Genomic DNA, 26,103 nt, shown 5'->3' on the forward strand with positions numbered 1-26,103 from the left:
AAGTGCGGAATGTGCCGCTCGCCGTCCGTGTGCATGGGGCTTCCTACGCTCGAAACGCGCTTTGGAAAGGCCGGGGCGCCTGAAGGCGTGTGAAGGGCGGCGCTAAGCGGTCGAAATGCGGATTATAATAGGGATCCGTCGCATAAGTCGGCCAGCGCGCCTTCAGCATCTGTGTCGCAGCGAACGCCCGGTTTTGCTTGTACGCGTCGTCATTGTACCCGCGTGATTTGGACTCGAAATGATAGAGGCAGGCCTGCCCCTCATACAGAACCTTCAGCCCTAGGGAGCGGACGCGCAGGCAATAGTCGGTGTCGTTGCCTTCTACTGGAAAGGCGGTCGCATCGAAGCCGCCAATCCGCCGGAAAACATCGGCGCGCGTGGCGAGACATGCTCCAGTCACCATCGAAACCTCCCGGGCGACGAGGTTGCGATCGAGATAGCCTCCCGCGTTTCCCGCTAAGCCCGTGCCTTCATGGCTCGCGAAACTGTGCCATTCATCCATCACAACGCCCGCGTGCTGGACCGTGCCATCCGCGTAGAGAAGACGTGCGCCCACCGCACCCACTTCGGGGCGCAGCGCCTGGGCGGTGAGCGCATCCCAGCAGTCGGGGGACAGAATTACGGTGTCGTTGTTGAGGAAGACGAAGATGTCAGCATCAGAATGGCCGGCCGCCACATTGTTCATCGCCGCCCAATTGAAGCTACCGTCATATCGCACGACGCGCCCTACCGCAGACGATTCCACTTTTCGGAGGAACCGCTCCGTTTCCGGTTCCTGGCTCTGATTGTCGACGACGATCAGTTCCAGGTCTACTTGATTATGCGAGATCGAGGCCTCGATGCTGCCTAGACATGGCATGAGAAGGTCTAGCCTGTCGCGGGTCGGAACGATGATGGCAACTTTCGTCTTGGGAAGTGGCCATCGCACGCGCAGCGCCTGCGTCGGTGTCTCCATCACGTCACGCATCGGCTCTACCGTAGCGGCGGGATGGAACTCCGATAGGAGCGCTTCAACCGCCTTCAGACGATCGGCAACCTCGGCTTCCTTACGATGCTCAATATGATAGAGGATGCGGGGAACATGACGCGGTGCCGCACCCGAGTGTGCGGCGCGTAAGATGAATTCGTATAGCGCTGCGGTGCCAAAGCCATCTCGCAGAGACACATCGACTAACCGGTTCCGCTGGATCGCCAATACTGGGCCGCAGATATCCTGTTGCAAGGCACGGGTCGCGTCAAATGAAGCGCGGAATTGAGGCGCGACATGACGCGGCCGGACCGACCACGGTTCCCCCTCCAGCTGGTCCGAGTCCGAAAAGGCAATCGCCGCGCCTGCGGACAGTGTGGATGCGAACATTTCGATCGCGTCAGGAGCAAGTGCACAGCCGGCGGGCAACCACAAGATGTAGGGCTGATCCGACTTCGCTACGAGCGCGTTGGCGATAGGAGCCAGTGTCGATCCGCTGATGCTTTGTGCGGAAACAAGCGTTCGGTGCCCGTTGCTGGTTCGATAGGAGTCGACGAGAGCGAGCATCTCCAGCGCCGCGTCGCCTTCGCGGTACAGCAACATCAGTTCCGCGGGCTGGGCTGTCTGCCGGTCCAGCGTTGCGAGTGTGCGTGCGAGTGTGGCCGGTGACGCCTCAATCGCGTCGACAAGCACACACATTGGGGCGTGGGCGGCGCCTGCCACGGCTTGCTCCTGTAAAGGCGCGTAATAGGCCTCGAAATACGCGTCATAGCTGTCGAGCGAAAAGCCAAGAGCTGCCTGGAAGTCGGGCAGTTTGCTCTCGATCCGATCGATCATCTGCCGCAACGCGCGAAGTTGGTCGCGAATTTCACCGATCGCGTCGACCGGCGGCGCCCTGAAGTCGCGCGTTTCGAAACGGCCAATCACGAAACCGCTGTTCGCCTCCCGAACCTCTGCCAGACGATCGGTGCCGGCGAGTGCGCCTGCCGGGATGGAAATGGTGAAGCCGGTGGACCCCGCATGGCTCCACTGGTCACCTACGGGATGCTCTTGCCCGGTGCCCGTCCGGCCTGCCGCGATGAAACGTCCCCCAAGCCATATCTCAACGATCAGCGATCGATCAGGCATATAGCGGTCCGCGGCCCAGCCACGTACGCTCGAATCTGACCAGGCATCGACTGCGCCGATGATGCTGGCCGGCGCCTTCTGCAATGCGCGAAGGCCGGCAAGAAAGGCGCGCAACGAGAGGCCGCGCCATTCCCGCGCAATGTGCTTGCGAAAACGCCAGTCGCTGAACAGTACCTCGAACAGGTTGGGCCAATCGCTTGCGCGGCGAACGGCTTCGCGGGTCGGATGCGGAACGGGGAAGAAGTCCGCGGCCCAGCGGAGAAGTGCCGCATCGGGCGGAATGGCATGATCACCAGCGTCGAGCGGAAGCCTGCGCGCGACCCGACTGCGCAACGCCTTAAAATCACGGCTGCGAAACAGGCCCGGCACGCAAACAGACATCGGCTGGTTCAACGCCGTTGCCAATTCCTCCGCCGACGGCAGGCGGCCGAGCGCCAGGCGGAACAGGAAGCGGACGTCCTCGGCAGTAGGAGTGTCGTCGCGAATATAACCTGTCATGAAGTCACGATTCTCCGTCCGTCGCCACATCCGCAGCGTCGAAGCTGGCGGACGAACGCGGGGCGGCTTTATCGGCTGCGCATCGCGAGGTCTATATTCGTACTGGTCTCCCTCGACCATTTTAGAAAGTCCCGCTAGGGCTAACGAGGCTTCCTTTTCGATTACAGGATATCCTCGTGCAACAGCAGCGCGCCGCTGCCTCCTCCGTGATGAGCGAACCCAGGCGCCGTCGTCTTGAGACGCTCACGGGGCTGTCGCTGGCCGAGGCCTTTGTTATCCAAGCGGATGGAGCGTGTGCGGCAGACGGGGTGCACGCGGCGGTAATTGCGGACCACCGGTTGCATCATGCGGGCGACTATCGGGCAGCGCTTCAAGCTTGGTTCGGGGCAACCCGTGTGGGCGGCCATCTTGTCATAATCGTTCCACATGCATTTCTTCGCGACCGGCAAATCACATTGCCGGCAACCTGGGAACCGCAACAGAGGCGTTTGTACACCCCCGCCTCGCTCGCTGGAGAAATCGAAGAGGCGCTTGAGCCCAACAGCTATCGCGTTCGAATGTTGTGCGACGACGATCAGCAGTATGATTATAGTCTTTCCTTGGATACGCCGCCCAGCGGTGCCTGCGACATCGTGCTCATGATTGAGCGGATCAGGCCGCCAGCTTGGACGTTGTTGCCTCAGGCTGACCCAGCGCCAGCGGAGCCTGCGCTCTTTTATCCACCCGCCACCCGCGTTGAAATTGCCGCCCGGCGTCCCGCTCCCGCGCGGATCCTGTTGCTGAAGCTCGATCATCTCGGCGATTTCGTGCTGGCCGTGCCGGCGCTTCGGCAGCTTCGTGCTGCCTTTCCGCAGGCGCATATCGAACTAGTTGTCGGCCCCTGGAACGCGGATCTTGCCCGCGACTGCGGACTAGTGGACACTGTCACCCTGTTCTCGGTTTTCCCACGTAACGCCAGCGAAGAGGCGGTTGACGTCCGTGGGCAACGCGCGCTTTTCGAGACAATACTGACCGGTCACTATGATATCGCGATCGACTTACGGACCGATGCCGATACGCGTTTCCTGCTGGCAGGCGTGTCCGCCGATGTGCGTGCAGGGCTAGGGAACAGCGAAGATCACCCCTTCCTCGACATCTTCTTGCCGATCGACCACAGTCGCGACGGCCGGGAAACCTCAACCGAGGCGCTCTGGGACCATGGCGCCTTCGCGTCGTCCACGGTTTGCAGCACCAGTCCCTATCGAACGATCTTCATGGGATCTCGGCGGCCGAAACGAGGCGCCTTGCTCTGGGGCCCCTATCGGCGCCTCCGGCATGGCAGCTATATTTTTCAGCCGCGCATCGAGATCGAGGCGGCGCGACAGGGCGCAACGCTTACGATGGACGTCGTTCTCGATGATTCGGTCCTTCAGGCAAAAACCGTGACGAGCGGATCAGTGCCGGACTTCGAGTTTGAAGTCGGGCCCGAAGGGGGCGTCTTCCAGTTCCGGCTTTGGGCGCCGCGCTGGAAGCGGGCGTTTCCGTTCAGTTTCTATGGCGGCAAATTATACCGTCGAGGCTCGGCAAATGTCCTCCACCAGTCTGAATACCTGGCACTACTGGTTCATCTGGTAACGCAGCGTCTTCAAGAGACGGGGCATCTCGTCGCCCCGGCTGCATGACGATGGAGGTCGTGCTATCGCCCTTTTCCAATAGTTTCGTGAGAGACTGGCCGGCGGAGCACTATCGTACACTGGTGGGAATGCTGGTAGATTTCTTGCCGGGAGCGACTGTTCGTCTTATCGGAACCAAGGCGCAGGCATTGCGCGCGAACGAGATCGTGCGGCCATTGGACTCGCGACGTGTCCTTAACGATTGTGGTCGGCATCCCTGGCCGGTGGTCCAGACTGCCATCCTCCGGGCAAGTTGCGTAATCGGCAACAATTCCGGCGTCGCACATCTTGCTGCAAGCGCAGGCGTGCCGACTGTCTGTATTTTTGGTGGATCGCACCAGCGACGCGAGTGGCGGCCGGTAGGTCCCAACGTTATCATTGTCTCGCGGGACATCTGGTGTTCGCCTTGTCATCTGGATCGACTATCGCAATGCCGATTTGACAAGTCTTGCCTTCGCGATATCGAGCCCAGCGACGTTTTGTCTGCCGTGCAGCGCGTGCTATCCTTCAAGGAGCCGTTGGTTCCTCGCTAGACGCTTGAAAACAGCCGCAGGGATGGCACAAAGTCCACGGTGGAAACCAATGCTGCGCTGCGGAAACGGGGTTGTCTCTCGGCCGGCTATTGGGCGATAGCGCGCGCGACGCCGGCTATTATCTGTTTGAAGCGGGGGTTTGAGACTCGGGGATGGAGTATTCGATGCAAGAGGTAGCGCGCCGGCTAAAGCGCATGTTTTCGGGATCACCGGCTTCGTTTACGGCCTCGCAGTATCAATCCAATGAAGGTGGGCTGACAGCGCCCGCTTCCGGCGAGGATGTGATCAATTGCTACCGCCTCATTCTAGGGCGTCCACCGGAAAACGAAACCGTCATCGCGGAAAAGGTGGGCATAGAACGACAGCAGCTTCTGCATGCATTCATGTTCTCAGAAGAGTTTCGAAAGGATACGCGTTCCTTTCTCCAGGGGGAACTGGACGCAAATCTATTCGAAGGTCCTGTGACGGGCGATTTGCGCCGATGGGTACATGATTTGCTGTTGCCGGGGGATCATGATGCGGCCCGACTGGCGGAGATCCAGGACTTGGCTCCCATGCTTGGTTTTTGTCTTCGCTACCCGATCTTGGGGGGTATGCTCGATGCGGCTCTCGGCGATGGCCGAGCAGTGGAACTGGCCCGGTTCGCCGACAGGCTGGGCAAGCCGCGATTGAAGGCCTCCACCAGTCGGGAGGACCTGCAGAACTGCTATTTGCTGTTTTTGGAGCGGGCTCCCGAATCTGATCTGGTCACCGCTGAGCGTCCCGACACCCCGCTGGCCGAATCCGTATGCGATTTCATTGCTTCGCCCGAGTTCGCTGCCAAGGTTGCCTATCCGGCGATGGATGGACGCTATATAACCCATCTGGTTCCATCGGCAGTTGCTGCCTGGGCATCCGACAGGCTGCTGCTTGAAGGAACGCAGTCCCTGGACGCTGCCGCCATCATCGCAGAAGCGCTGACACAGCCGGCGATTGCGCACGCGCTGCAAGGTCGTAGACTCACCTGGGTGGTTGAGGAAGTCGTGCGGCGGTTGCAATTCGGGGCCGGTGTCGAGGCCGCGCAGAAGCTGGCTTCGCTGCATGAGCGGCTTGAGCAGATCGGCCAGAATGTTGAAGTACTCGCAAGCAACGACATGGAGATCTCGGCCAACGGGCACTTCGTCGAGTTCACGGGCGGCGATCCGTGGTTGATCCTGAAGCCGACAGGACCCGCGATCGAAGGCGACCTGATGTCCTTCCGATTTCGGGCGGCAATCGACGGGCATGCGACCACGGGGCAGCTTTATCTCGACTATGGAACGGGCTTCAGTGAAACCAACTCCCTTCCGTTGGTGCCCGATCGCGACGGCTTTCATAAGGCGACGGTCGCCGCGCCAAGGCGCCTCTTGGCAGCGCGATGGGATCCGGCTGCGAGCATCGGCACCGCGAGCATTTCCATGCTGGAGGTGACCCCGCTCACGACCGACGCCTATTGCGCGGAGGAATTCGGCGACCTTGGCGAGGCTGGAACCTCCAAGCTTCTGTTGCGCGTCTCGATGGAGGCCAGTCGGCGGCCGGATGCGCCTGCCGCCGTCGTTCTTACCCGTGCTCTGTCTCCCTCTGGCGATGCGGGCTACACGCACTGGATCGCTCGGAACGAATTCCAGAGCGCGAAGGGCGCTGTTGAGCTGAAATTGCGGAATGAGGCTCTAAAGCAGCGGCCGCGTATCAGCGTCGTCGTGCCCGTCTACAATCCGCCGGCTGCGTCGTTGGCGGAAATGATCGCCAGCGTGCGAGGCCAGATCTACGATAATTGGGAGCTCTGCATCGCGGATGATGCGTCGACACAGCCCCATGTGCGACGGACTCTCGAAGAAGCGGCTGCGCAGGACCATCGCATTAAGGTGCTGTTCCGACCGGAAAACGGCCATATCTGCCAAGCCTCCAACTCCGCTCTGGAGCTGGCCAGCGGCAGTTGGATTGCCATGCTCGATCATGACGACGTCCTTGCGCCGCACGCCCTGCTGTTCGCGGCGGAACATATCGCGGAGCATCCTGAGGTCAAAATCCTCTACTCCGATGAGGACAAGCTCGATGAGCGCGGTCAACGATTTGACCCCTATTTCAAGCCTGATTTCTCACCAGAGTTGCTGCTTGCGCAGAACTACATGAACCATATGACCGTGGTTCGCACGGATCTGGTTCGCGATGCAGGGGGGTGGCGCGTCGGCTTTGAAGGTAGCCAGGATCACGATCTCATCTTTAGGATCGTGGAGAACCTCAAGCCGTCTGAGGTGGGGCATCTGCCCTACGTTTTGTACCACTGGCGGGCACTCACTGGCTCGACCGCGCTTGGCAACGAGCAGAAGGACTATGTGCTGGAGAGCGGCAGGGCCTCCGTCCGCGACCATTTGGAACGAACCAAGCGGCGTGCGAAAGTCGAGATCATAGATCAGGTCCATCACTATCGCGTTCGTCACGAGCTTCCGGAGGAGCGGCCGCTGGTTTCGCTGATCATTCCGACGCGAGACAAGGTGGATATTCTGAAGGTTGCCGTGGACTCGATTTTGGAGAAATCGACCTATGACAACTACGAGATTCTCGTGGTCGACAATGGCTCCGTGCAGCCTGAATCGCTAAAATATTTTGCTGAGATTTCGCAGATCGCAGGTGTACGGGTTCTGCCCTATCCGCACCCGTTCAACTACTCCAAGATCAACAACTTCGCGGCAGAGCATGCCAAGGGTCCGGTAATCGCCCTCGTCAACAACGATGTGGAAGTGATTACGCCGGACTGGATCGAGGAAATGACAGCGTGGGCGATTCAGCCGGAAATCGGCTGTGTCGGTGCGAAGCTATTCTATCCCGATATGTCGATTCAGCACGCTGGCGTAATTGTCGGCATTGGCGGATGTGCGGGCCACTCGCACAAATTCTTCCCGCATGATGCGGCGGGATACTTCAATCGCCTGCAAGTTCACCAAAACCTCTCTGCGGTAACGGCGGCTTGTCTTTTCCTGCGCAAGGACGTCTTCTTTGAGGTCGGTGGACTTGAAGAGGAGCTGAGCGTTGCTTTCAACGATGTCGACCTTTGTCTGCGCGTTCGGGAGGCGGGATATCGTAACCTATTTACGCCATTCGCGAAGCTATTCCATCACGAGAGTATCTCCCGCGGTGCCGAAGATACGCCGGAAAAGATGGCGCGAGCTGCGAGCGAGGTTCGGTTCATGCAGTCGCGCTGGGGACGCAAGCTGATGGTAGATCCGTTCTATTCTCCGAATCTCCCATATGATCGCGAGGATTTCGGCATCAATATTGCCACGCTTCGGCACTGAAGGCGGTAGTGGCAGGCAATGCCGACGTGGGTTGTCCTGCCGCCCGCCATGCCGGAAACGCTCCCTTGGTTGGGCGTGCCCAGCTTCCGGTTGAGCTGTTGTCTTCTTGCGGATAAGGGCTCGCTGGCGATGCCTAAACGACCTTGCTGTTCGCCGAAATTGGGGTCGGCGCAATTCTGGAGAAAGTTGCTGTTTACCCAATCGTTTCGGAAGTCGCGCGCCTGGGTGTTGATGGCGGGCGCGGCCAGCCTCTCGGCCTGTGCGACCTTGCCAACGAACGGCCCGACGGCGGGTCAGGTAACGCGCGTGGTCGGCAGCCCGCAGGACCAGATCGGCATGCGGTTGCAGGACATTACCCTGCCGCTGATTACCACCATGGTCGACGAAAGCCGCCAGGCCGATGAAAAGATCATAACGCTAGCGCAATTCGCCGAAGGTGCGGGTGCGGCCACGAACGACGTTGTCGGGCCTGGTGACGTGCTTTCGATCAAGCTGTTCGAGGTCGGCGTCAGTATGTTTGGCGCCATGGTAGCGAATGGCGAGGCGCCGATGCCTGCGGCGCGGGCGCAGGATTTCGACACGGTGCTCGTCGATCGGAATGGGACGATCAAGCTGCCCTATGTCGGAACTCTGATGGTGGCCGGGCGAACACCGACGGAAATCGGCAAGATGGTCGAGCAGGGATATGCGCGTCGTTCGCAGGCCCCGCAGGCGCTGGTGATGCTCAAGCGCAATCTGAGCAACACCGTCTACGTGACCGGAGATGTTCGCAAACCGGGCCGAATCGAGCTGACCTTGCGCGGCGAGCGGCTTTCCGCGGCGATCGCGGAAGCGGGCGGGACGGCGAGCAACGCGCAGGACATTCTGGTGCGCTTCAGTCGCCGCGGTCGCGTGATCGAAGAGCGTCTCGATCGGATTCGGGTTGGCGCCGCCGATGACATCCGCCTGCAGGCGGACGACGTCATCGAGCTTATCAAGGAGCCGCAGACCTATACGGTGTTCGGAGCTGCGACCAAGGTGACGCAGGTTCCGTTCGACCAGACCGAGTTGAGCCTTGCCGAGGCTATCGCGCGTGCCGGTGGACCGAACGACGCGCTGGCCAATCCAAAGGCGATCTTCCTGTTTCGCTACGTGCGACCTATCGACGGATCGGAGGCGAAGCCTACGATCTACCGCTTGGATCTGATGCAGCCGCAGAGTTATTTCCTCGCGCAGAAGTTCATGATGCGTAAGGGGGACGTGTTGTATATCAGCAACGCCAAGATTAATCGCATCTCCAAGTTCGTCGGTATTTTGAACCAGTTGTTCTCTCCGTTCATCACGGCAAGGGCGCTTTCGCAATGATTGGACGGCAGCGAAGTCGTCTGCGGGGACCGCGAAACGGGAAGGTCTGGATGGGGAGGGGCAATACGGTGTCGTTGGATGACCAGGTATCGGAATGGGTTGCGATTCGCGACGCCGGTGACGTTGCCGCTGCCGCGGTGGGCCTGGAGGCTCTGGTGGCAAGCGATCCGAGCCATTTTCGCGCCACGCTCGAACTGCTGGTCGTCACGACGACCTTTAGTGTATCGGATGTGCCGGACCGTATCCTGGCCGGGATGCCGGAATCATTGCAGGCGCATCCGCACATCCGTTTGCTGATGGCGCATCACCACCGCCAAAATGGTCGCCTGTCCGAGGCCATGACGTGGTTGCGTGGCGTCCCCCAAGAGGCCGTGGCGGGGGTCCCAAGCTTCGCGCGACTTCGGAAGGATCTGCTTGCGGCGCTTGCCAGCCACAGCGTCGATCTGGCCTCGCCGTTCATCGACCTCTTGCCCAGCCAGCAAATGCACGCGGCACGTCTGATGGTGGCCGAGACCCTGCTGCAGGATCTGATCGCGTCCATCGACGCACCGGACGACCTGTTCATCCATCTTCAAGAATGGACCTTCCTCAGGCCCGATGCGCTGCATCTGCGCGCAGACGTTTTCGCGCGTTTGCTCAGCCACTTGCCGGAAAATGCGCCGACGACCATCCTTTCCACCGCGCTCGCCTATATGGTGGCGACCAGGCGATGGGACGAGGCGCGTCAGATGGTCGATCGCCTGCTGCGCAAGCCGGATGCCGCATCCGACGCAGTCTTCGTCAAGGCGTTCTTGAACTTCGCGGATGAGGGCGATCCTGCCTATGCGCAGACCGCTGCCCGTATGATGGTGGACCATTGCAGCGTAACCGCGCCCGACGACAGCGCGCGCAAGCTCCGCACCGCCGCCGTGCTCAACGCTCTGGAGGTCAAGGCCCGCAAGCTACGACTTGACCTTCAGCCGCCTGAGGCGTTTGCCGCACTAGGAAGCCTCGCGCCGACCTACGCGGCACAGGCGGCGCCTGTCGGGCGGCATCTCTATGTCGGCCTGTTCGGGCAGGTGCGCTTCGGCAAATATCTGCTCGCGCCGCTTGCAGACTATCTGCAGCAGCAGTTCTCCGCTTTCGTGGAGAGCGGGGGCTCGCTGAGCTTCGGCATTGCGACGTGGAAGGACAGCGGCCAGCGCGAGCTTCAGGAGCAGGACGGTTATTCCTTCCTGCGGGATCTGCTCCCGGTGCCGATCATGGATCGGCTCGCATCGCACCGGCTGATGCAGGTGCGCGACGCTGCGGCGTACATACCGACGATTACGCGCAAGCTTATCGACGAAGGGCGCGAGACACAGAGCCTGGATGCGGCGACGTTGCAGGGCCAGTTCATCGCCGATGCGCTCGTTTCCATCGAGGAAGACGAGCGCTACATGGGGGAGCTTGGCGAGCGGCTGAAGGAGGTGTTCGGCAATTCGATCCCGGTGTTGAACCAAGGCCGCATGTGGAACCGCATATCCGCGCACCGCGCTCTTGTTGCCGAGGCCGAACAGCGGGCGGCTCGGCCGGTTACCCATGCCCTGTTAATCCGGTCCGATCTCACCAATCTGGCGGGGCCGCTGGGCAATCTGGTCGACGCCCAGATTCGGTCCGGCGAGACCAACTGGGGCATGTTCGACCACGACCCTCATGCGACCTATATCGAGGGGGTCGGCGACCGCTACATGGTGGTGGACCGGGCTGCCTTCGAGCGGCTGATGGACGGGTACCAATTGCTGCAGTCAATCGTTGCGCCGAACACGCCCGTCAATGCAGCGTATCGGGTTCGCCTTTTCCCGCACACGCACCTCCGCACGATCTTGTTCGAACACGCGACCAAGATCCGTGAAATCCTGCGTTCATCCGTTGAGTTCGAAATCTATCGGGGTCGGCGAACGGTGGAGCAGATGCGCGCCGAGATTGAAGAGGATGCCCGGCGGACCACAGTTGCGGGTATGGCCGAGTTCCTGAACTCGCTAGTCTGAGCGAACGGCCGGGGGCAAATATTGACTGATAGGGGGGAACGTGGACTATCTGGCGCATCGTGGCTTCTGGCGCACGCCGGAAGAAAAGAACAGCGAGCGTGCGATCCGGCGCGCATTCGAGAATGGTTTCGGGATAGAGACTGATGTTCGCGATCACGAAGGGGGTCTGGTGATTAGCCATGATCCCCCGGTAGATGGGGCGATGCATTTTGACCGATTTCTTGAAATATATCTGGAATATCCTGAGCGGACCAAGCTGGCACTGAACGTCAAGGCCGACGGGTTGCAGGAAGCGCTGCAGCGCAGCCTGGCCTCGGCTGACGTTACCAATTATGTCGTGTTCGATATGTCGGTTCCCGATCTCTTGGGCTACCGCAAGGCAGGCATTCCATTCTACGTGCGCAGGAGCGAATTCGAGGGGGCTTCCCCGCTCGATGCGGATGCTGCGGGCGTGTGGATGGATTGTTTCGAGCGTCCGTTCGCTGATGCTTCCGCCATCGCTGAAGCCGGCATGCACGTCGCAGGCGACCTTGCACTCGTGTCGCCGGAACTGCACCGCCGTCCTCATCTTGATGCATGGGCCTGCTGGAAGAATATCGAACCCCACTTTCGAAAGCGGCTGCAACTGTGTACCGACTTTCCCGATCAAGCACGCGCCTATTTCGAGAGGTGAGGAAGACAACATGATTAAAGCAGTACTCTTCGATATGGACGGCGTTCTCATCGAAGCTAAAGACTGGCACTATGAGGCGCTGAATCTTGCGCTCACCCATTTCGGCATGGAAATCGCTCGAGATGCGCATCTCGCTACCTTCGACGGACTTCCAACGCGCGACAAGTTGAACATGCTGACGAAGACGCGCGGGTTCCCGCGGGGTCTGCATGACTTCACCAACCGGTTGAAGCAGAGTTTCACGCAGGAAATCGCTTATGCTCGTTGCCGTCCGGTGTTTCACCATCGCGATGCTCTCTCGCGCCTGAAGCAACAGGGCTATCACCTCGCCGTCTGCTCGAACTCGATTGTTGATTCGGTCAAGCTGATGATGAGCCTTTCGAAGCTCGATGCGTATCTTGATCTCCAGCTGTCGGCACAGCACGTCGAACGCGGCAAGCCCGATCCCGCGATCTATAACCTCGCGATGGAAAAGCTGGGGGTTACGCCGGCCGAGACGCTTATTCTGGAAGATAATGACCACGGCATCCAGGCCGCTCGCGCCTCGGGGGCGCATCTAATGACGATCGGTACAACCGATGACGTCACCTATCCCCGCATCCGCCAGACGATCGACGCGATCAACGCTGCCGCAGCGAACTGAGGAATCTCACCGTGCAAATTCTCGTCCCGCTCGCAACCCAGTCGCCCTTCTTCAAGAAGGAGGACTTCCACTTCCCCAAGCCGCTGGTGGAGGTCGCTGGTCGGCCGATGATCGAACGTGTCGTGGAAGGGCTGAAGCGTCTTCACCCGGAGCCGCGCTTCCTCTTCGTGATCCGTCGAGAGGATGCGGCGGCCTTCTCGCTCGATCGGTCACTGGAAATCATCACCGAGGGGCGTTCGAAAATCGTTCAGCTTGGTGCAGAGACAAAGGGCAGCTTGTGCACCTGCCTGATGGCTATCGACGAGCTTCAACTCGACCAGCCGCTGATTATTTCCAACGGCGACCAGATCATCGACGACGATCTCCAGCAGATCGTCAAGGACTTCCAGCAGCATGGCAGCGACGCCGGCGTCGTGACGTTCGACTCGGTTCACCCGCGCTGGTCTTATGTCAGCCTTGGTGAAAACGGCGAAGTCGCGCAGGCTGCGGAGAAGCGCGTCATCAGCCGGCACGCGGTGGGCGGACTCTATTATTTCAAGACGGCGGCGACGTTCATCGACGCGGCTAAGGCGTGCATCGAATCGGGCGCCAGCCACCAGGGGCTCTATTACATCGCACCCGCGCTGAACGAGATCATCCTCGGCGGCGGCAGCGTCCGTAGCATCGAGATTCCGGCAACGTCGTATCATAGCTTCTACTCGCCGACGAAGATCGAGGAGTATGAGGAGGGTCGCATCCTGCGTTCGCTGGGAACGACAGAGGCGCCTTCTCTGGCGACGGTTCAGGTGGTCATCCCCGCGGCGGGGGAGGGTAGCCGTTTCGCCAAGGCAGGGTATGAGAAGCCGAAGCCGTTCATCGACGTGCTCGGCCGGCCGATGATCCGCCACGTGATCAACAATGTAACGCCTAGCGGCGCGTCGGTTCGGGTGTTGCTGCGCCGCGAGCACGCACGGCGGTGCGAGGCAGAACTGGCCACGCTCTCGGGACTTGGCCTGCAGTTCACCGAGGTGGATCAGCTTACCGAAGGAACGGCCTGCACGCTGTTGCTCGCGCGGGCCGCGTTTGACAATGATCAACCCCTGCTTGTGGCCAATTCGGATCAGCTGGTCGACTTTTCTGTCGACGACTATGTCCAGGATTGCCTGAAGCGCGGGTTGGACGGTTCGATCCTGGTCTTCCGTGACCCTTCGCGTGATCCCAAATGGTCGTTCGCACGCCTCGACGACGAGGGTCTTGTGACCGAAGTGGCCGAAAAGAAGCCGATTTCGGATTTGGCCACGGTCGGTATCTATCTATTCCGCCGAGGCCGCGACTTCGTCGACGCTGCGGTGGACATGATCGCTCGCAACGATCGCGTGAATAACGAGTTCTACACTTGCCCGGTTTACAACTACATGATCCGTAACGGTGCGCGCATCGGGGTGTATGAGGTGCCGGCGAATGCGATGTCGGGCCTCGGCACGCCTCCGGATCTCGAAGCGTATCTCGATCGGCACGCACGCTGATGCGGGTCATCGTCCCGCTAGCCGGCCCCGATTTCGAAACGGGCGCCGGCGATACACGGGCAGAGCGTATCGTCGACGGGGCGCCGCTCCTTCGACGTGCCATCGAGGGCCGGAGTTGGTGGCGGAACGGCACCGTTTCGGCGAAGGACTGCGTCTTTCTGCTGCGCGATACGCCTGTGTCGCGCACGTTCGCCGCCGAACGCCTTGCCGAATGGTATCCCGGATCCCGCCACGTTTTCCTGGGTGCCTTCACCGGTGGCGCCGCGCTGACCGCGCTGTGCGGCGTCGCCCTGGCCGATGGGGGCGGCCCGCTTTGCATCGATCTGGCGGACATCCTCTTCGACGACGACGTGGATCCACTTGACTATTTCCGTGCGCCGGATTCTGGTGGGTTGTTGCTCACCTTCCCGTCGTCGAACCCTGTTTACAGCTATGCGGAGCTGGATCCCGACGGAGCGGTGCTGCGAACAGCAGAGAAGAAGGTCATTTCATCGCACGCATCGGCCGGCGTCTATTTCTTCCGCGACGCGGCGACCTTCCTGCGCTCAGTTGCCCACAGCCTCGACAATCGCGAGGCGCTTTCTCACAATGGTTTGCTCTTCGTCTGCCCGTTGTTTAACGGGGTTTTGGCACAAGGGTCGAAGGTGGGCGTGGCGCCGGTCCGTAATATACGCGATGTAAAAATATCGGCCTGACGGACCCGCGCGGTGCAGCCATCGACACGGCACTGGTAGGGCGCTATCGGGATTCGCAGCGGGCGTGGCGGCATGGTGGCCGGCAGCATGTCCCGATAGGTATCAAAATGCGTAGGATTGAGTTGCCCCAATGGGACCTGTGATCGCCAGCGGCCGAGGCGGGGGTTCGCTCCTGCGAGGTTTGTCCGTGCAGGGGCGCGTGATCGGCGCTATCATCATGCGCGAACTGCACACGCGCTACGGCCGCGACAATATCGGATATCTGTGGCTCTTCGCGGAACCGATGATCCTCGCCAGCGTGATGGCGCTACTCCATCGTAGCGGACACACCGAATATGGCAGCGACATCAAGCCGCTTGCCTTCACGGTGCTCGGTTACACGACATTCATCATGTTTCGACAGATCGTGAACCGCTCGGAGGGCATCGTCGAAAGCAGTGCCGTGCTGCTCTACCATCGCATGGTGACGATCTTCGATGTGGTTCTTGCCCGCTCCATTCTCGAAGCGGCCGGCACCTTTACGACCTATATACTGTTGTCTGCGCTGTTGTGGGGCGTAGGTCTCATGGCGCTTCCGGCCCGGCCGCTTTACCTCTTCCTGGCTATTGTCGCGATGTTCTGGTGCTCATGGAGTCAATCCATGATCATCGCGAGCACAACGCACGACAATCGCACGTTGGAACGGCTTGTTCACCCCTATGCATACTTCATGATACCGATCTCTTGTGCTTTCATCCAAGTGTCCTGGATTCCTGAACCATACCGTACGGTCGTTCTTTATTTCCCGCTCCCGCATATTTTTGAACTCGCTCGCTATGGACAGTTCAACAGTGCCAAGCTCGATTATTTCGATGGTGGGTATTTGATCGCGGTATGCGCAATCCAGACCTGGCTCGGGCTTGTGTTTATTTCAAGATGCCGCAAGCGGCTTCATCTCCGCTAAAAATTTGAACGCTTGAACAAGGCAATCTTGCATGAATATGCATGGTATCATACAGCCCGCTACAATTGGTGAGAAGCATCGTGCTTCGGCACTTCGACGTTCAATTGAATGGATAAAGGCGCATTATCTTTTCTTTGTCGTAGTGGTTGCGCCGGTAACTGTGACGGCAGTCTATCTGTTTGGCTTTGCGTCCGACCAATATTCCTCCGAGGCGCATTTCCTCGTGCGAAGCACGGAGTCGCCTGCGGCACCGGCGCTCAACGGTGGGCTGGGTCAGATCATCAGTCTGGCAGGTGGCGCCACGTCCTCGCAGAGCGAGGCAATGAGTGTTGCCGACTACCTCTCTTCGCATGACGCTGTTGCCGCGCTGAAGACGCATGATCGTCTGGTGGAACGCTACAGCCTACCGGGCGTCGACTTCTTCAGTCGGCTGGACACCAGGAGCCTGACCCCGGAAAGCCTGCTGCGTTATTATCAGCGCATGGTGACCGTTTCGTACAGCACCGAGACCGGGATCACGACGCTGAGCGTGCGCAGCTTTCGTCCGCAGGATTCCTACGACCTCGTCCGCAAGCTGTTGCGCTTGGGCGAGGCGCGCGTGAACGAGCTGAACCAGCGCAGCTACAACGACTCTATCGCGCTGGCGAAGCAGCAGTTTGCGGCGGCTGAGAAGAACCTGGCGGATGTTCAGGGCCGAATGACGCAGTTCCGCCAATCGCGGTCCGATATCGATCCGCTCATTACGGGGCGGGCGCAAATTGCGCTGGTCAGCGGCCTGAACGAGCGCCTTGCGGCGGCGCGTGCCCAGCTCAATGTGATGCGCGGAAGCATCAGTCCATCCAGCCCCCAGTATCGTGCCATGGTGGCGACGGTGGCTGCACTTGAAGGGCAGGTCAGCGCGGCGTCAGCCAAGCTCACGGGGCCTAGCGACGCAATCGCGACGGATATCGGCGGATATGAGCAGCTCAAGTTGCAGCAGGAGTTTCTCGCAAAGCGGTATGAGGCGGCGGCAGCGGCCCTTGCCTTGGCACGCGAACAGGCACAGCGGCAGCAGCTCTATGTAGTTCACGTCGTGGAGCCAAATACGCCGGTAAAGAGCCTGTACCCCGAACGGTGGCGAGTCACGCTGACGGTGCTTATTGCAACGCTGCTGGTATACTCGATCAGCTGGTTGATCGCTGCGGGTGTGCGTGAGCACGCTTCCTGAGTTGGGCGCTGGTCTAGCCGGTCGGAACGACGAGCTTCTGATCGGCACTGGCGCTGGTGGGACCTTGCGGTAGTTGGCCGTACGGCGGGTCGCTGCCCACGCGTCCCGCCGAGGGCCGAACGGAGTTGATGAACAAGCTTATGTCCAGTGGAGGTTCAGCGCCGGCGGTCCTCGATCCGTTCTCGTTTCATGGCCACACAGCCAGCGTTATCAAAGGCATCGGCGGCGCTACGCCGAACGCCGATCCGACCTACGCGTTCCACACCGAGTATGTGCGGCTAGCCCGGGGCAGGGCAAATTTCGCCATTCATCTTCCCGATCTCGAGGCCAAGCAGGGGACGCTCGTGCTGCGCGTGCATCTGTTGCCGGACGAGCCGGGGTCGGTAGCTTCGATGGTGACGAGTGAGCGCATCCAGCTCAATCGGCTCGCACAAAATGGCGGGCACGTCCAAGTAACGTTCGAGGCGTTTCGCTCCGCGCGCTATGCCTTGATGGGGCTGGTCGCCGGACAGACCGATGCGTCCGCCAGCGATCTGCGCGTCACGGTTGAGCGATTGTACGACGAGACGGCGATCGATCTGGAGGATCGTGGCGACGGCGCACCGACGCGGTTCGGCAACTTCACCGGTTTCAAGAAGGCGGCGCACATTATCGCAGTCGAGGCGCCGACACTGGGCGCGCCGACGTCGCAAATCGCGACCCGCGCGCAACTAGACGAACCCATCTTCGAACAGCAGCGACGCGCGCTTGGCCTGGGCGGTGCGGACGAACTTGCGGCCTGGTCCGCCGTGTATCAGTGGCAGGCGCTCGCTGTCTTCGAGATGGCTCAGGCAGGTGCGCGCGGTCTGCTGGTTGGCAGCAACAGCGACCACCTCGCTGCGCTGCTGGCAGCACAGGGCTGCGCCCTGACCGTTCGCAGTGGCGGAGCGTCGCCTTCGGAGGGGGCGGATCTGCAACAGGCACTTCATCAAGGTGACCTGCTCGACTTCGATTTCGTATGTTCGGCCTGGCTCGAACCCGGGCTGGATCCGGACGCAGTGCAGCGCATGATCGAGTCCTCCTTCGGTTGCTTGCGGCCATCGGGTCTGGCAGTGCATGTCGTCGGCACCGGGGCCTATGGTCCAGGCTTTAGTCGCGCCGCTCTGGAGCGGCTTTCCCTCAACATGTTGTCAAAGGGCCACGATGTCGCTCGATTACGGTTGGCGCCTCACCGACCAGAGTTTGACTGCGAGCCCGGCGCGGCCGGTTTTATCGCGCGTCGAACTTCCCGCTGGCTATAATGTCAGCGCACGTCCGTAACCGTTGCAACTCACGTACTGTGTCGAAAGATTTGATCTATGACTGCTAAGCTGACGTCGACCGACCGCGAGAAGATGAAGCTGCTGCTCAGTCTTGTCGACGAGCAGTCTCGGCCGAACATCAATGCGCTTTCAGAGCTCGTGAAGAACTTGCCGCTCGCCTATCTGAATATCAAGACCTTAGGCTACGATCTTGCGCGTAGGCTGTCGGAGGTAACGCCGCTTCCGTCGGGGGACCAAGAGCCCGGCTATCTTGGCCTGCCGTGCAAGACATCGATTCAGGCGGACATCGAAAGCGCTTGGTCCGCCTACTGGTGCCGCGAACTCCAAATCCCGGTGACCTATCATCGCAAAGTGTGGGAGTTGGTGTACGTACTGCAAGTGCTGCATGAGCACGGTCATCGTCGCGCGGGCGCTCGGGGACTTGGTTTCGGGTGCGGGGTCGAGCCGCTGCCGAGCTATTTCGCCTCTCGTGGCATTGATGTGACAATGACCGACATGGAGCCGGACCGTGCCCAAGCTGCAGGCTGGGCGACAACTAGTCAGCACACTGCTAACTTAGAGCTGGCTTACCATGCACATCTTGTTGATCGAGCGACCTTCGACGAGAAGGTAAGTCTCCGCTATGTCGATATGAATTCTATTCCCGCCGACCTACAGGATTATGACTTTTGCTGGTCGGTGTGTGCGCTAGAGCATCTCGGTTCCATTCAAAAGGGGCTCGACTTCATCAGGAATTCGCTCAAAGTATTGAAGGTCGGCGGGGTCAGCGTACATACGACGGAGTTTAATATCAATCCCGACGGTCCGACGATCGACAATTGGGGAACCGTTCTTTTCCAGCGCCACCATTTCGAGCAGTTGGCCGGCCGGTTGGTTGCGGAGGGCCACCGCGTGGCGCCGCTCGATTTTTCGCTTGGGGACAAGCCTTTCGATCGCTTCATCGATCTGCCGCCCTTCCATCACGACCTCCCCGGTGCGATCACGGACTGGCTCGGTGCGCCACAGCATCTGAAGGTGGCCGTCGACGGCTTTCCTGCAACCTGCTTCGGCTTCATCGCCTGGCGTGGCGTGTGAGCAGGAACGTGCCGGCCGGGAACGCGGCCCGCCCGCCCGCTTCAAAGATGCCACTGCGGATGGCGAAGCTTATCCGATTGCGCTTTGGTCTCCCTTACGCTCGTCGGGGGGATGCGGCGCGTCTGCGCAACGAGTGGCTTGAGGCGGTCTATCAATATCGCCGAGCGATTGATTGGTTGCCATGGCGCGAGGATCTGAAGATCCAGATCGGTAATTGCTTGCGGGCGTTTGGTGATATTGAGGGCGCCCTGTCCGCCTATCATTCGGTGGGTAGCGTCGCGGATCGTGCCGCCGCGCTGGCGGAAGCGGCTGAGGCGCACAAGCTGGAGGGGTTCCGCCGGCACGCGTTCCACGTGACCGCGGAGGCGGGCGAGCTGCCCGTACCGATCGATGTGCAGCCTCTCACTGTCCAGGCGTCGGCATTGCCGCGAAGAGTGAAGCGGTATTCTGGAGATGCCAGGGCGATGCTGGGCACGCTTGGCAATACCTCCGGCGTACCCCGTCGGCTTGCCGGTGGCGCCATTGCGGCGGTGAAGCTCGACCAAGTCGGAGCAATGACCATGGAACGCGACGGCGTTCCTGAACCGCTGCTCTGCGGGGTCGTTGCGCTGAGGGGACGGGTCCTGTCGGTCATGCCCGTGGATCATGTCGAGCTGTGGTCCGGCTCGGGCGTGGGTGAGCAACTGCTCATGCGTGTCGCCACTCGGCCCGCCCAGCTCAACCGCGCATTGAAGCTACAGGTCTTCAATCTCTGGTTCGACAGTGCTCGGTTGCCGCCTGGCCGTCATTGGCTCAGCATCAAGGCAGGGACGCGCATCGAGCCGGCCGGCCTGTACGTGAACGTCGGCGTCTTCAAAGACGATGAAAAGCTTGCGCAGTCGAACGCGTATGTTCCTTCCTCGACTCGCCCGGACGAGGATTGCGATACCTATGTCCGGGGATTGCCTGCGCTGATCCGTCCGGCACGTCGAAGTCTCTTCTCCCGCCCAGTCCAGTCGATTCTGGCAGTGCGGGCCGATCAACTCGGCGACGTGTCCGCATCGCTGCCCGCCTTTGCGCGGCTTCGCGCCCTGTTTCCGGAGGCGTCGATCACTGCGCTGGTCCAGCCTGGCCTGCGCGACATCGTCGAGGCTAGCGGCGTCGCTGACAGGGTGCTGACGGTTGCCCTGGACTATGATCCGTCGACGGAAAGGCGATGCCTGCGCGAGGCAGAACAAGCGCGTCTTGCCGAGATGTTGAGCGGCGGCCGCTTCGATCTTGCTATCGATCTTTCGCCCGGTGATGAAACGCGGCCCCTCCTGCTACTTTGCACCGCGGAGGTCTTGGTCGGCTTCAATCCCGATCGGTTCACCTATCTTGACTTTGGCATCTCCGTTCGCTCGCGTGACAAGGTAAACCTTCTGGAAAAGGTTTCGCACGCCAAGACAGTTTCCATGCTGATCGAGGCGATGGCGATTGCGGCGCAACCGGCGATGCAGAATGTTCCCAGCGTGGAATTGGGTGCGGCCATCCTGTCGGGGTACGGCCTTGAGCACGGCAAGTACGTCGTTCTTCATACGGGCTCGCGGCATCCAATCAATCGCTGGCCCCTTCAGCAATATGTGGAACTAGCGCGGCGGCTGCTCGAAAAGACCATATTGCAGGTCGTCATGTTTTTTGACGACGCAGATTCGAAGAGCAAGGTGGCCAGCCAAATCGTGCAGGACGGCCTGCACTTGTGCGATAAGATGCCACCGGCCAGCTTCGATGCAATCCTGTCCAGTGCGGGACTGGTTATCGCGAACGACTCCGGTCCGAAGCATCTTGCCGCCGTTCGCGGTGTTCCCACGGTGAGCCTGCACGTGGGGCGCCTCAACTGGAACGAATGGGGGCAGGATGGGTCTGGTGTGATCGTGAGCAAGCGCGTTCCCTGCGCGGGCTGCGCCCTCAACGATGTCGTACTCTGCGGCAAGGAAGCGTTGTGCCTGACGAGTATTACGGTCGAAGAGGTGCTAACGGCCTCCGAAGAGGCTTTAGGCCTCCCAGTAGGCACTCTCAGGTGATATCCTGCCTGGGGCCTGATTAAACCGCGGGGCGAGTCCGGGAAGAGTTTGTCAATGTCGAAGTGGAAGCGAGATGGAGATTTTGCAGCTGCGCGTACTATCTTACTCGCTATCATTGTTCGCGATGACGCGATCGATCGGCTCACGACCGATGCTGGTGCGGCTCCGCTCCAACAGGCGCGGCAGGTGACTGCACGGCTCTCATGAGGCAAGCAGCACGCTACTCAAATTGTTTGTTGTTTGCGTCGGTTGCCACGGTGACCTGCTCGCTCTGTCCGAGCGTTTCAGCGTGTGACCCTTTTCGGATTGCGTGCCACAAACATCTTGCCGCGGTTCGACAGCTGAGTCCGCCGTGACGCGCAGCCATAAACCGAACACGCGAATCGATCTATAAAGAATGATACATCCATGCCGGTCTCCTCCTCCGACAGGAATGCCGAACCAGGATCAGACTGAGAGGTAATCTATCGCCGATGCAATCCACTCTAACGCAAAGATCAAAAGTGATCTCGAACGCCGAGGAGGCTTTGGCAAGCTGGCATGGAACCTAAGGTTTATCATATTGCGTTCGTTGAACGTCTAGGACGTTTGGTACAAAAGTGTGAACATACATTTACTTGGAGTAAGGAGTTGAGCGCGCTGTGAGCAGCGATAGAGCGGGCGCGCGGTCTAGTAGCCGGCTGGGCATTATCATACTTGGCATGCATCGGTCTGGCACAAGCGCATTGACGAGGGCCCTCAATCTGCTTGGTGCTCATCTCCCGAACGATCTAATTGGACCGGCCGATTCGAATGAAACGGGGCACTGGGAGCCCAGCGCGGTCGTCTCCTTCAACGAGGAACTGCTTGCGTCGGCGGGCTCTCGTTGGGATGATTGGCGGCCACTCTCTTTGGCATCGGTGGATTCCTCGGAAAGCGCGGAATTCCTAGGTCGCGCACGCACTCTTCTGCGCCAGGAGTACGAGTCCTACCCCCTCATTGTACTAAAGGATCCAAGAATCTGCAGACTATCGCGATTTTGGTTCCTTGCTATGCAATCAGAGGATATCGAAACTCGCGCCCTACTACCAATTAGATCCCCTGAAGAGGTCGCCAGCTCGCTTCAGCAGCGCGATTTGATCGTGAGCGGTTACGCTCACCTGCTCTGGCTCAGGTACACGCTCGACGCTGAACATGGTAGTCGTGGGATTATTCGGGCGTTTTGCAGATATGATGACCTTTTGGAAGATTGGGAAGCGGTCGTGAAAAGAATGGAAGACCGCTTGGGCATCAGATTCCCCAATCGATGTCCTGCAGTGGAAGCGGAGATCACCGGCTTTCTGACGGTTCGGCACCGTCATTTCTCGACGAAGTTTGAACAAAAGCCAATTAAAGACGAAGTCCATGCTTGGGCGAGCGAAGTGTTTTCGATTCTTTGTCGGTGGAGCGTCGAAGGTGAGACCTCTGAAGGGCGAAGGCGACTAGACCAAATCAGAAATAAGTTTGATGCAGCGTCGGCTGCATTTGCTCAGATCGGCATTGTGGGAGGGCCGGTTCCTGGGCAATCAGGTGCTGGTCTGGCGAGAATTCGACAGCTTGAGGCCGAATTAGAGACCAGCCAAAGGGCGGTGGTAGCTCAGGCGGATGTCGCTCTTCGGAGTCAAAGTCAATCAGCTGAGTTGCAACTGGTGCAGTGGGAGCGAAGTCAATTATTTACTCGAGCGCGTGCCGAGGCGGAAGCGGAGCGTGGTCGGAGGGAGGCTGCTGAACACGAGCAGAAAAACCTTGCAGACGCCCTTGATATTGCGCGAGGTTCAGCCAAATTTCTTCAAGAGAAGCTGGATATACTATTAGTTAAGTACGACGATGTCCATCGTGGAATGGAACTTCTCCGTGAAGAGCTATTAGTGTTGGAAATTCGTGAGGCTGCCGCGATTAATGAGATTAATAAATTATCGGAACAGATTTTAGCACTTCATAATGCCGCCTACGAATCGCAGCGGCTCTGCGATCAATTGGCCCGAGAACGCGATGGCGCCTTAGCGGAATCTGAAGCGCGCCTGGGCAGAGTCGATTGGCTCCTCAAAGTTAACGCGTCTATACTCGCAGCTCCAGCATGGTGGTATCTGTTGCCGCACCGATTGAAGATGCACAAAATAGAGCAATCGCTTTCAAGGCAAGAGCTGTTTGACGAGTGCTCTTACCTCGCAATTCATCCTGACGTGGCAGCGAGCGGCTCAAATCCGCTTGAGCACTATCTTCTCCATGGCATTCGAGAGGGTCGCCGGCAGCGGTAGTATCGATTCGATGGGTCGTCGTCTGATCGCGGGCTGTTTGTAAGGCTGTTCAGCAGGCCGCCTTGTTGCATCGTCGATAGCCGGGATGCTTGCCGCATTTGACGAGGGCGTTGGTGGTGCAGGAAGTCTCGGGCTCTACGACCAGTCATACGAGCACTCTGACCTGCCCCCCGCTGGTCCCCGCAGTTATAACGAGAGTCCACCGGTTTGATATTCGTGCTGGGCCACCGGCACAAGCGCGCCGGGCGTGACGCCCCCATCTTGCAGGAACGCGCGGCGCGCTTGCGCCGGTGTTCGGTTTCCCAGCGACGAATGCGGCCTGACGTTGTTGTAGTCGTAGCGCCAGACGGCCAGCTTCCGCCTGGCGTCAACCAGGCTGTCAAACAGTTCCTCGTTGAGCAGTTCATCGCGCAGCGACCCATTGAACGATTCAATGAACGCGTTCTGCTGGGGCTTGCCGGGGTCGATGTAGTGCCACTCGACCCGGTTCTCGCTGGCCCATTTCAGGATTGCCCGACTGGTAAACGCGGCGCCCACGCACTCCGGGGCGACGGCGAGAGCGCACAATATGCTCTGGAGACATCGATGGACGTGACAGTCACCGTCTATGTCATCAAAGGGCGCAGCGTGGCGATGCAGCGGGTGGAATCCCCGATCCAGATCATGGTGATTGGCCAGGCTGGATCGCTCGACGAAGCGCTGAAGTCCGCTAGCACGGGCATGATCCAGTGGCTCCAGCAGGAGCACGGGTTGATGCTCTCGCAGGCGCCGCAGGTGCTGGGCGTGGCGATGCGTTTCAGCGTGCCCAACCTCGCCGGGCGCAGCGGCGGCGCAGCGGCCAAGATCGACAAGGCGCTGTTGCCTGCCAGACGACAAGCATTGCGGCAAAGCGTCTCCGTCCTTGTTCCCTCGCCGCTCCTGCCTTAAATCATGCTGGTAGTGTGTTTGCCGGTCGCACCAGAAATGACTGTTTGCACATACCGGTGCGGGAGGCGCCTTAGCGTTCCAACCTGCCCCTGTTTGCGCTTCGAACCCGATTTACGAAAAGGGACTGGGGCCTGATCGGTGGGGCCCAATTTCTGCTGCACTGCGGTAAAAACTTGATTGGCAACCAGTTTTGAAAGTCGTTCGATTCCCGCTACCCACCGATCATGACAGCCGCCGCCCCCCCGCTCGCACTGTACGTGCATTGGCCGTTCTGCGTGTCCAAATGCCCCTATTGCGACTTCAACAGCCATGTCCGCGAAACGGTGGACCAGGCGCGGTGGCGCGATGCGCTACTTACGGATCTCGCGCAGGAAGCCTCGCTGCTGCCGGGACGTCGCCTGGGATCGATCTTCTTCGGCGGCGGGACGCCCTCGCTGATGCCGCCCGACACAGTCGCCGCGGTGATCGACGCGGCGGCGGCGGCCTGGCCGTTTGAGGATGGCATCGAGATCACGCTGGAAGCCAACCCCTCCTCTGTCGAGGCCGCCCGGTTCGCCGACATCGCTGCCGCTGGCGTGAACCGAGTGTCGTTGGGGCTACAGGCGCTCGACGAGGAGGCGCTGCGTTTCCTTGGCCGTGCGCACGGGGTCGACGAAGGTTTGGCGGCACTGGAAACCGCGCAGCATGCTTTCGCCCGCGTCAGCTTCGACCTGATCTATGCCCGGCCCGGCCAGTCGCTGGCGGAATGGGAGGCGGAATTGCGGCGGGCGCTCGGCTTCGGAACCGAGCATCTGTCGCTCTATCAGCTCACCATCGAGCCGGGCACGCGCTTCGCCACTCTGGCTGCCAAGGGTCAGCTGACGATCCCGGACGGCGACACGGCCGCCGACCTGTTCGAAGCGACCCGCGCGATCACCGCCGCGGCGGGATTGCCCGCCTATGAAATATCGAACCATGCCAAGCCCGGCGCAGAAAGCCGGCACAACCTCACGTACTGGCGCTACGGCGATTATGCCGGGGTCGGCCCGGGCGCGCATGGCCGGCGCCAGGGCCTGGCGACCCTGCGCCACAAAAAGCCGGAAAACTGGCTGGCCGCGCTCGATCGCAACGGCCATGGCATCGAGCGCGAAGACGCGTTGGCGCTCGAGGAGCGCGGCGTCGAAGCGCTGCTGATGGGGCTCAGGCTGGGCGAAGGCGTCGATCTCGAACGAATTGCCCAGCTCGCCGGCGGTGTCGCGCCGGTAGACGCGGGGGCCATGGATCGGCTGGTCCGGCGGGGCCTGGCGGCGCGGCAGGGCGCACGGCTTCGGATCACCGAAGCGGGCATGCCCGTCCTCGAAGCCATCCTGCGCGAACTGGTGATCTAAGCGTC

General features: G+C 60.3%; 18 protein-coding genes and 1 pseudogene. 17 read left to right on the forward strand and 2 right to left on the reverse strand.

Annotated elements, in window-relative coordinates; genetic code table 11:
• Window positions 1-43: 43 nt before the first annotated feature.
• Window positions 44-2,593: a glycosyltransferase family 2 protein gene (locus ACNFJ7_RS11975; RefSeq protein WP_019368284.1), complete on the reverse strand. Its 2,550-nt coding sequence runs from the start codon at window positions 2,591-2,593 to the stop codon at window positions 44-46.
• Window positions 2,594-2,769: 176 nt separating this feature from the next.
• Between ACNFJ7_RS11975 and ACNFJ7_RS11980 the strand changes: the two genes are divergently transcribed.
• The 15 genes from ACNFJ7_RS11980 (at window position 2,770) to ACNFJ7_RS12050 (ending at window position 23,804) form a co-directional block, all read left to right on the forward strand.
• Entirely contained in the window at window positions 2,770-4,254 is a 1,485-nt protein-coding gene (locus ACNFJ7_RS11980; RefSeq protein WP_152997825.1) for a glycosyltransferase family 9 protein, read from the forward strand.
• Between the two features lie 2 nt (window positions 4,255-4,256).
• Window positions 4,257-4,778, forward strand: a complete 522-nt coding sequence (locus ACNFJ7_RS11985; RefSeq protein WP_419724245.1) for a glycosyltransferase family 9 protein — start codon at window positions 4,257-4,259, stop codon at window positions 4,776-4,778.
• A gap of 164 nt (window positions 4,779-4,942) precedes the next feature.
• The gene (locus tag ACNFJ7_RS11990; protein ID WP_160327954.1) at window positions 4,943-8,092 is read left to right on the forward strand and encodes a glycosyltransferase family 2 protein; all 3,150 of its coding nucleotides are present in this window, start codon (window positions 4,943-4,945) and stop codon (window positions 8,090-8,092) included.
• Between the two features lie 18 nt (window positions 8,093-8,110).
• Window positions 8,111-9,436 carry a polysaccharide biosynthesis/export family protein gene (locus ACNFJ7_RS11995; protein WP_082664461.1) on the forward strand — a complete coding sequence of 442 codons (1,326 nt, stop codon included), beginning with the start codon at window positions 8,111-8,113 and terminating at the stop codon, window positions 9,434-9,436.
• Window positions 9,433-11,445: a hypothetical protein gene (locus ACNFJ7_RS12000; protein WP_152997824.1), complete on the forward strand. Its 2,013-nt coding sequence runs from the start codon at window positions 9,433-9,435 to the stop codon at window positions 11,443-11,445. The genes ACNFJ7_RS11995 and ACNFJ7_RS12000 overlap by 4 nt, the downstream gene beginning before the upstream one ends.
• Window positions 11,446-11,485: 40 nt before the next feature.
• Window positions 11,486-12,118 (forward strand): hypothetical protein, encoded by a 633-nt coding sequence (locus tag ACNFJ7_RS12005; RefSeq protein WP_019368279.1) that lies wholly within the window; start codon window positions 11,486-11,488, stop codon window positions 12,116-12,118.
• A 10-nt stretch (window positions 12,119-12,128) separates the two neighbouring features.
• Window positions 12,129-12,761 carry an HAD family hydrolase gene (locus ACNFJ7_RS12010; RefSeq protein ID WP_026008906.1) on the forward strand — a complete coding sequence of 211 codons (633 nt, stop codon included), beginning with the start codon at window positions 12,129-12,131 and terminating at the stop codon, window positions 12,759-12,761.
• Window positions 12,762-12,868: 107 nt separating this feature from the next.
• Window positions 12,869-14,266, forward strand: coding sequence for a glycosyltransferase family 2 protein (locus ACNFJ7_RS12015; RefSeq protein WP_236704469.1), 1,398 nt, complete (start codon window positions 12,869-12,871; stop codon window positions 14,264-14,266).
• Window positions 14,266-14,961 carry a hypothetical protein gene (locus tag ACNFJ7_RS12020; RefSeq protein WP_019368276.1) on the forward strand — a complete coding sequence of 232 codons (696 nt, stop codon included), beginning with the start codon at window positions 14,266-14,268 and terminating at the stop codon, window positions 14,959-14,961. The genes ACNFJ7_RS12015 and ACNFJ7_RS12020 overlap by 1 nt, the downstream gene beginning before the upstream one ends.
• Before the next feature lie 217 nt (window positions 14,962-15,178).
• Window positions 15,179-15,904, forward strand: a complete 726-nt coding sequence (locus tag ACNFJ7_RS12025; protein WP_236704468.1) for an ABC transporter permease — start codon at window positions 15,179-15,181, stop codon at window positions 15,902-15,904.
• A 31-nt stretch (window positions 15,905-15,935) separates the two neighbouring features.
• Window positions 15,936-17,111, forward strand: a complete 1,176-nt coding sequence (locus ACNFJ7_RS12030; RefSeq protein WP_026008905.1) for a hypothetical protein — start codon at window positions 15,936-15,938, stop codon at window positions 17,109-17,111.
• Window positions 17,112-17,239: 128 nt separating this feature from the next.
• Window positions 17,240-18,391, forward strand: a complete 1,152-nt coding sequence (locus ACNFJ7_RS12035) for a hypothetical protein (RefSeq protein WP_019368273.1) — start codon at window positions 17,240-17,242, stop codon at window positions 18,389-18,391.
• A 57-nt stretch (window positions 18,392-18,448) separates the two neighbouring features.
• Entirely contained in the window at window positions 18,449-19,486 is a 1,038-nt protein-coding gene (locus ACNFJ7_RS12040; protein ID WP_019368272.1) for a methyltransferase domain-containing protein, read from the forward strand.
• Between the two features lie 59 nt (window positions 19,487-19,545).
• Window positions 19,546-21,528 (forward strand): glycosyltransferase family 9 protein, encoded by a 1,983-nt coding sequence (locus tag ACNFJ7_RS12045; protein ID WP_019368271.1) that lies wholly within the window; start codon window positions 19,546-19,548, stop codon window positions 21,526-21,528.
• 1,031 nt (window positions 21,529-22,559) lie between these two features.
• Window positions 22,560-23,804, forward strand: coding sequence for a hypothetical protein (locus ACNFJ7_RS12050; RefSeq protein WP_152997822.1), 1,245 nt, complete (start codon window positions 22,560-22,562; stop codon window positions 23,802-23,804).
• A 186-nt stretch (window positions 23,805-23,990) separates the two neighbouring features.
• Here the strand turns inward: ACNFJ7_RS12050 and ACNFJ7_RS12055 are convergent.
• A pseudogene (locus ACNFJ7_RS12055) lies at window positions 23,991-24,338 on the reverse strand (integrase core domain-containing protein); the annotation flags it as partial.
• A 51-nt stretch (window positions 24,339-24,389) separates the two neighbouring features.
• Between ACNFJ7_RS12055 and ACNFJ7_RS12060 the strand changes: the two are divergent.
• Entirely contained in the window at window positions 24,390-24,731 is a 342-nt protein-coding gene (locus ACNFJ7_RS12060) for a hypothetical protein (protein ID WP_026009050.1), read from the forward strand.
• 224 nt (window positions 24,732-24,955) lie between these two features.
• Window positions 24,956-26,098 (forward strand): radical SAM family heme chaperone HemW, encoded by a 1,143-nt coding sequence (gene hemW, locus ACNFJ7_RS12065; protein WP_019368987.1) that lies wholly within the window; start codon window positions 24,956-24,958, stop codon window positions 26,096-26,098.
• The last annotated feature ends 5 nt before the right edge of the window (window positions 26,099-26,103 follow it).

This window comes from Sphingomonas sp. HT-1 (assembly GCF_048568905.1).
Lineage (GTDB): Bacteria > Pseudomonadota > Alphaproteobacteria > Sphingomonadales > Sphingomonadaceae > Sphingomonas.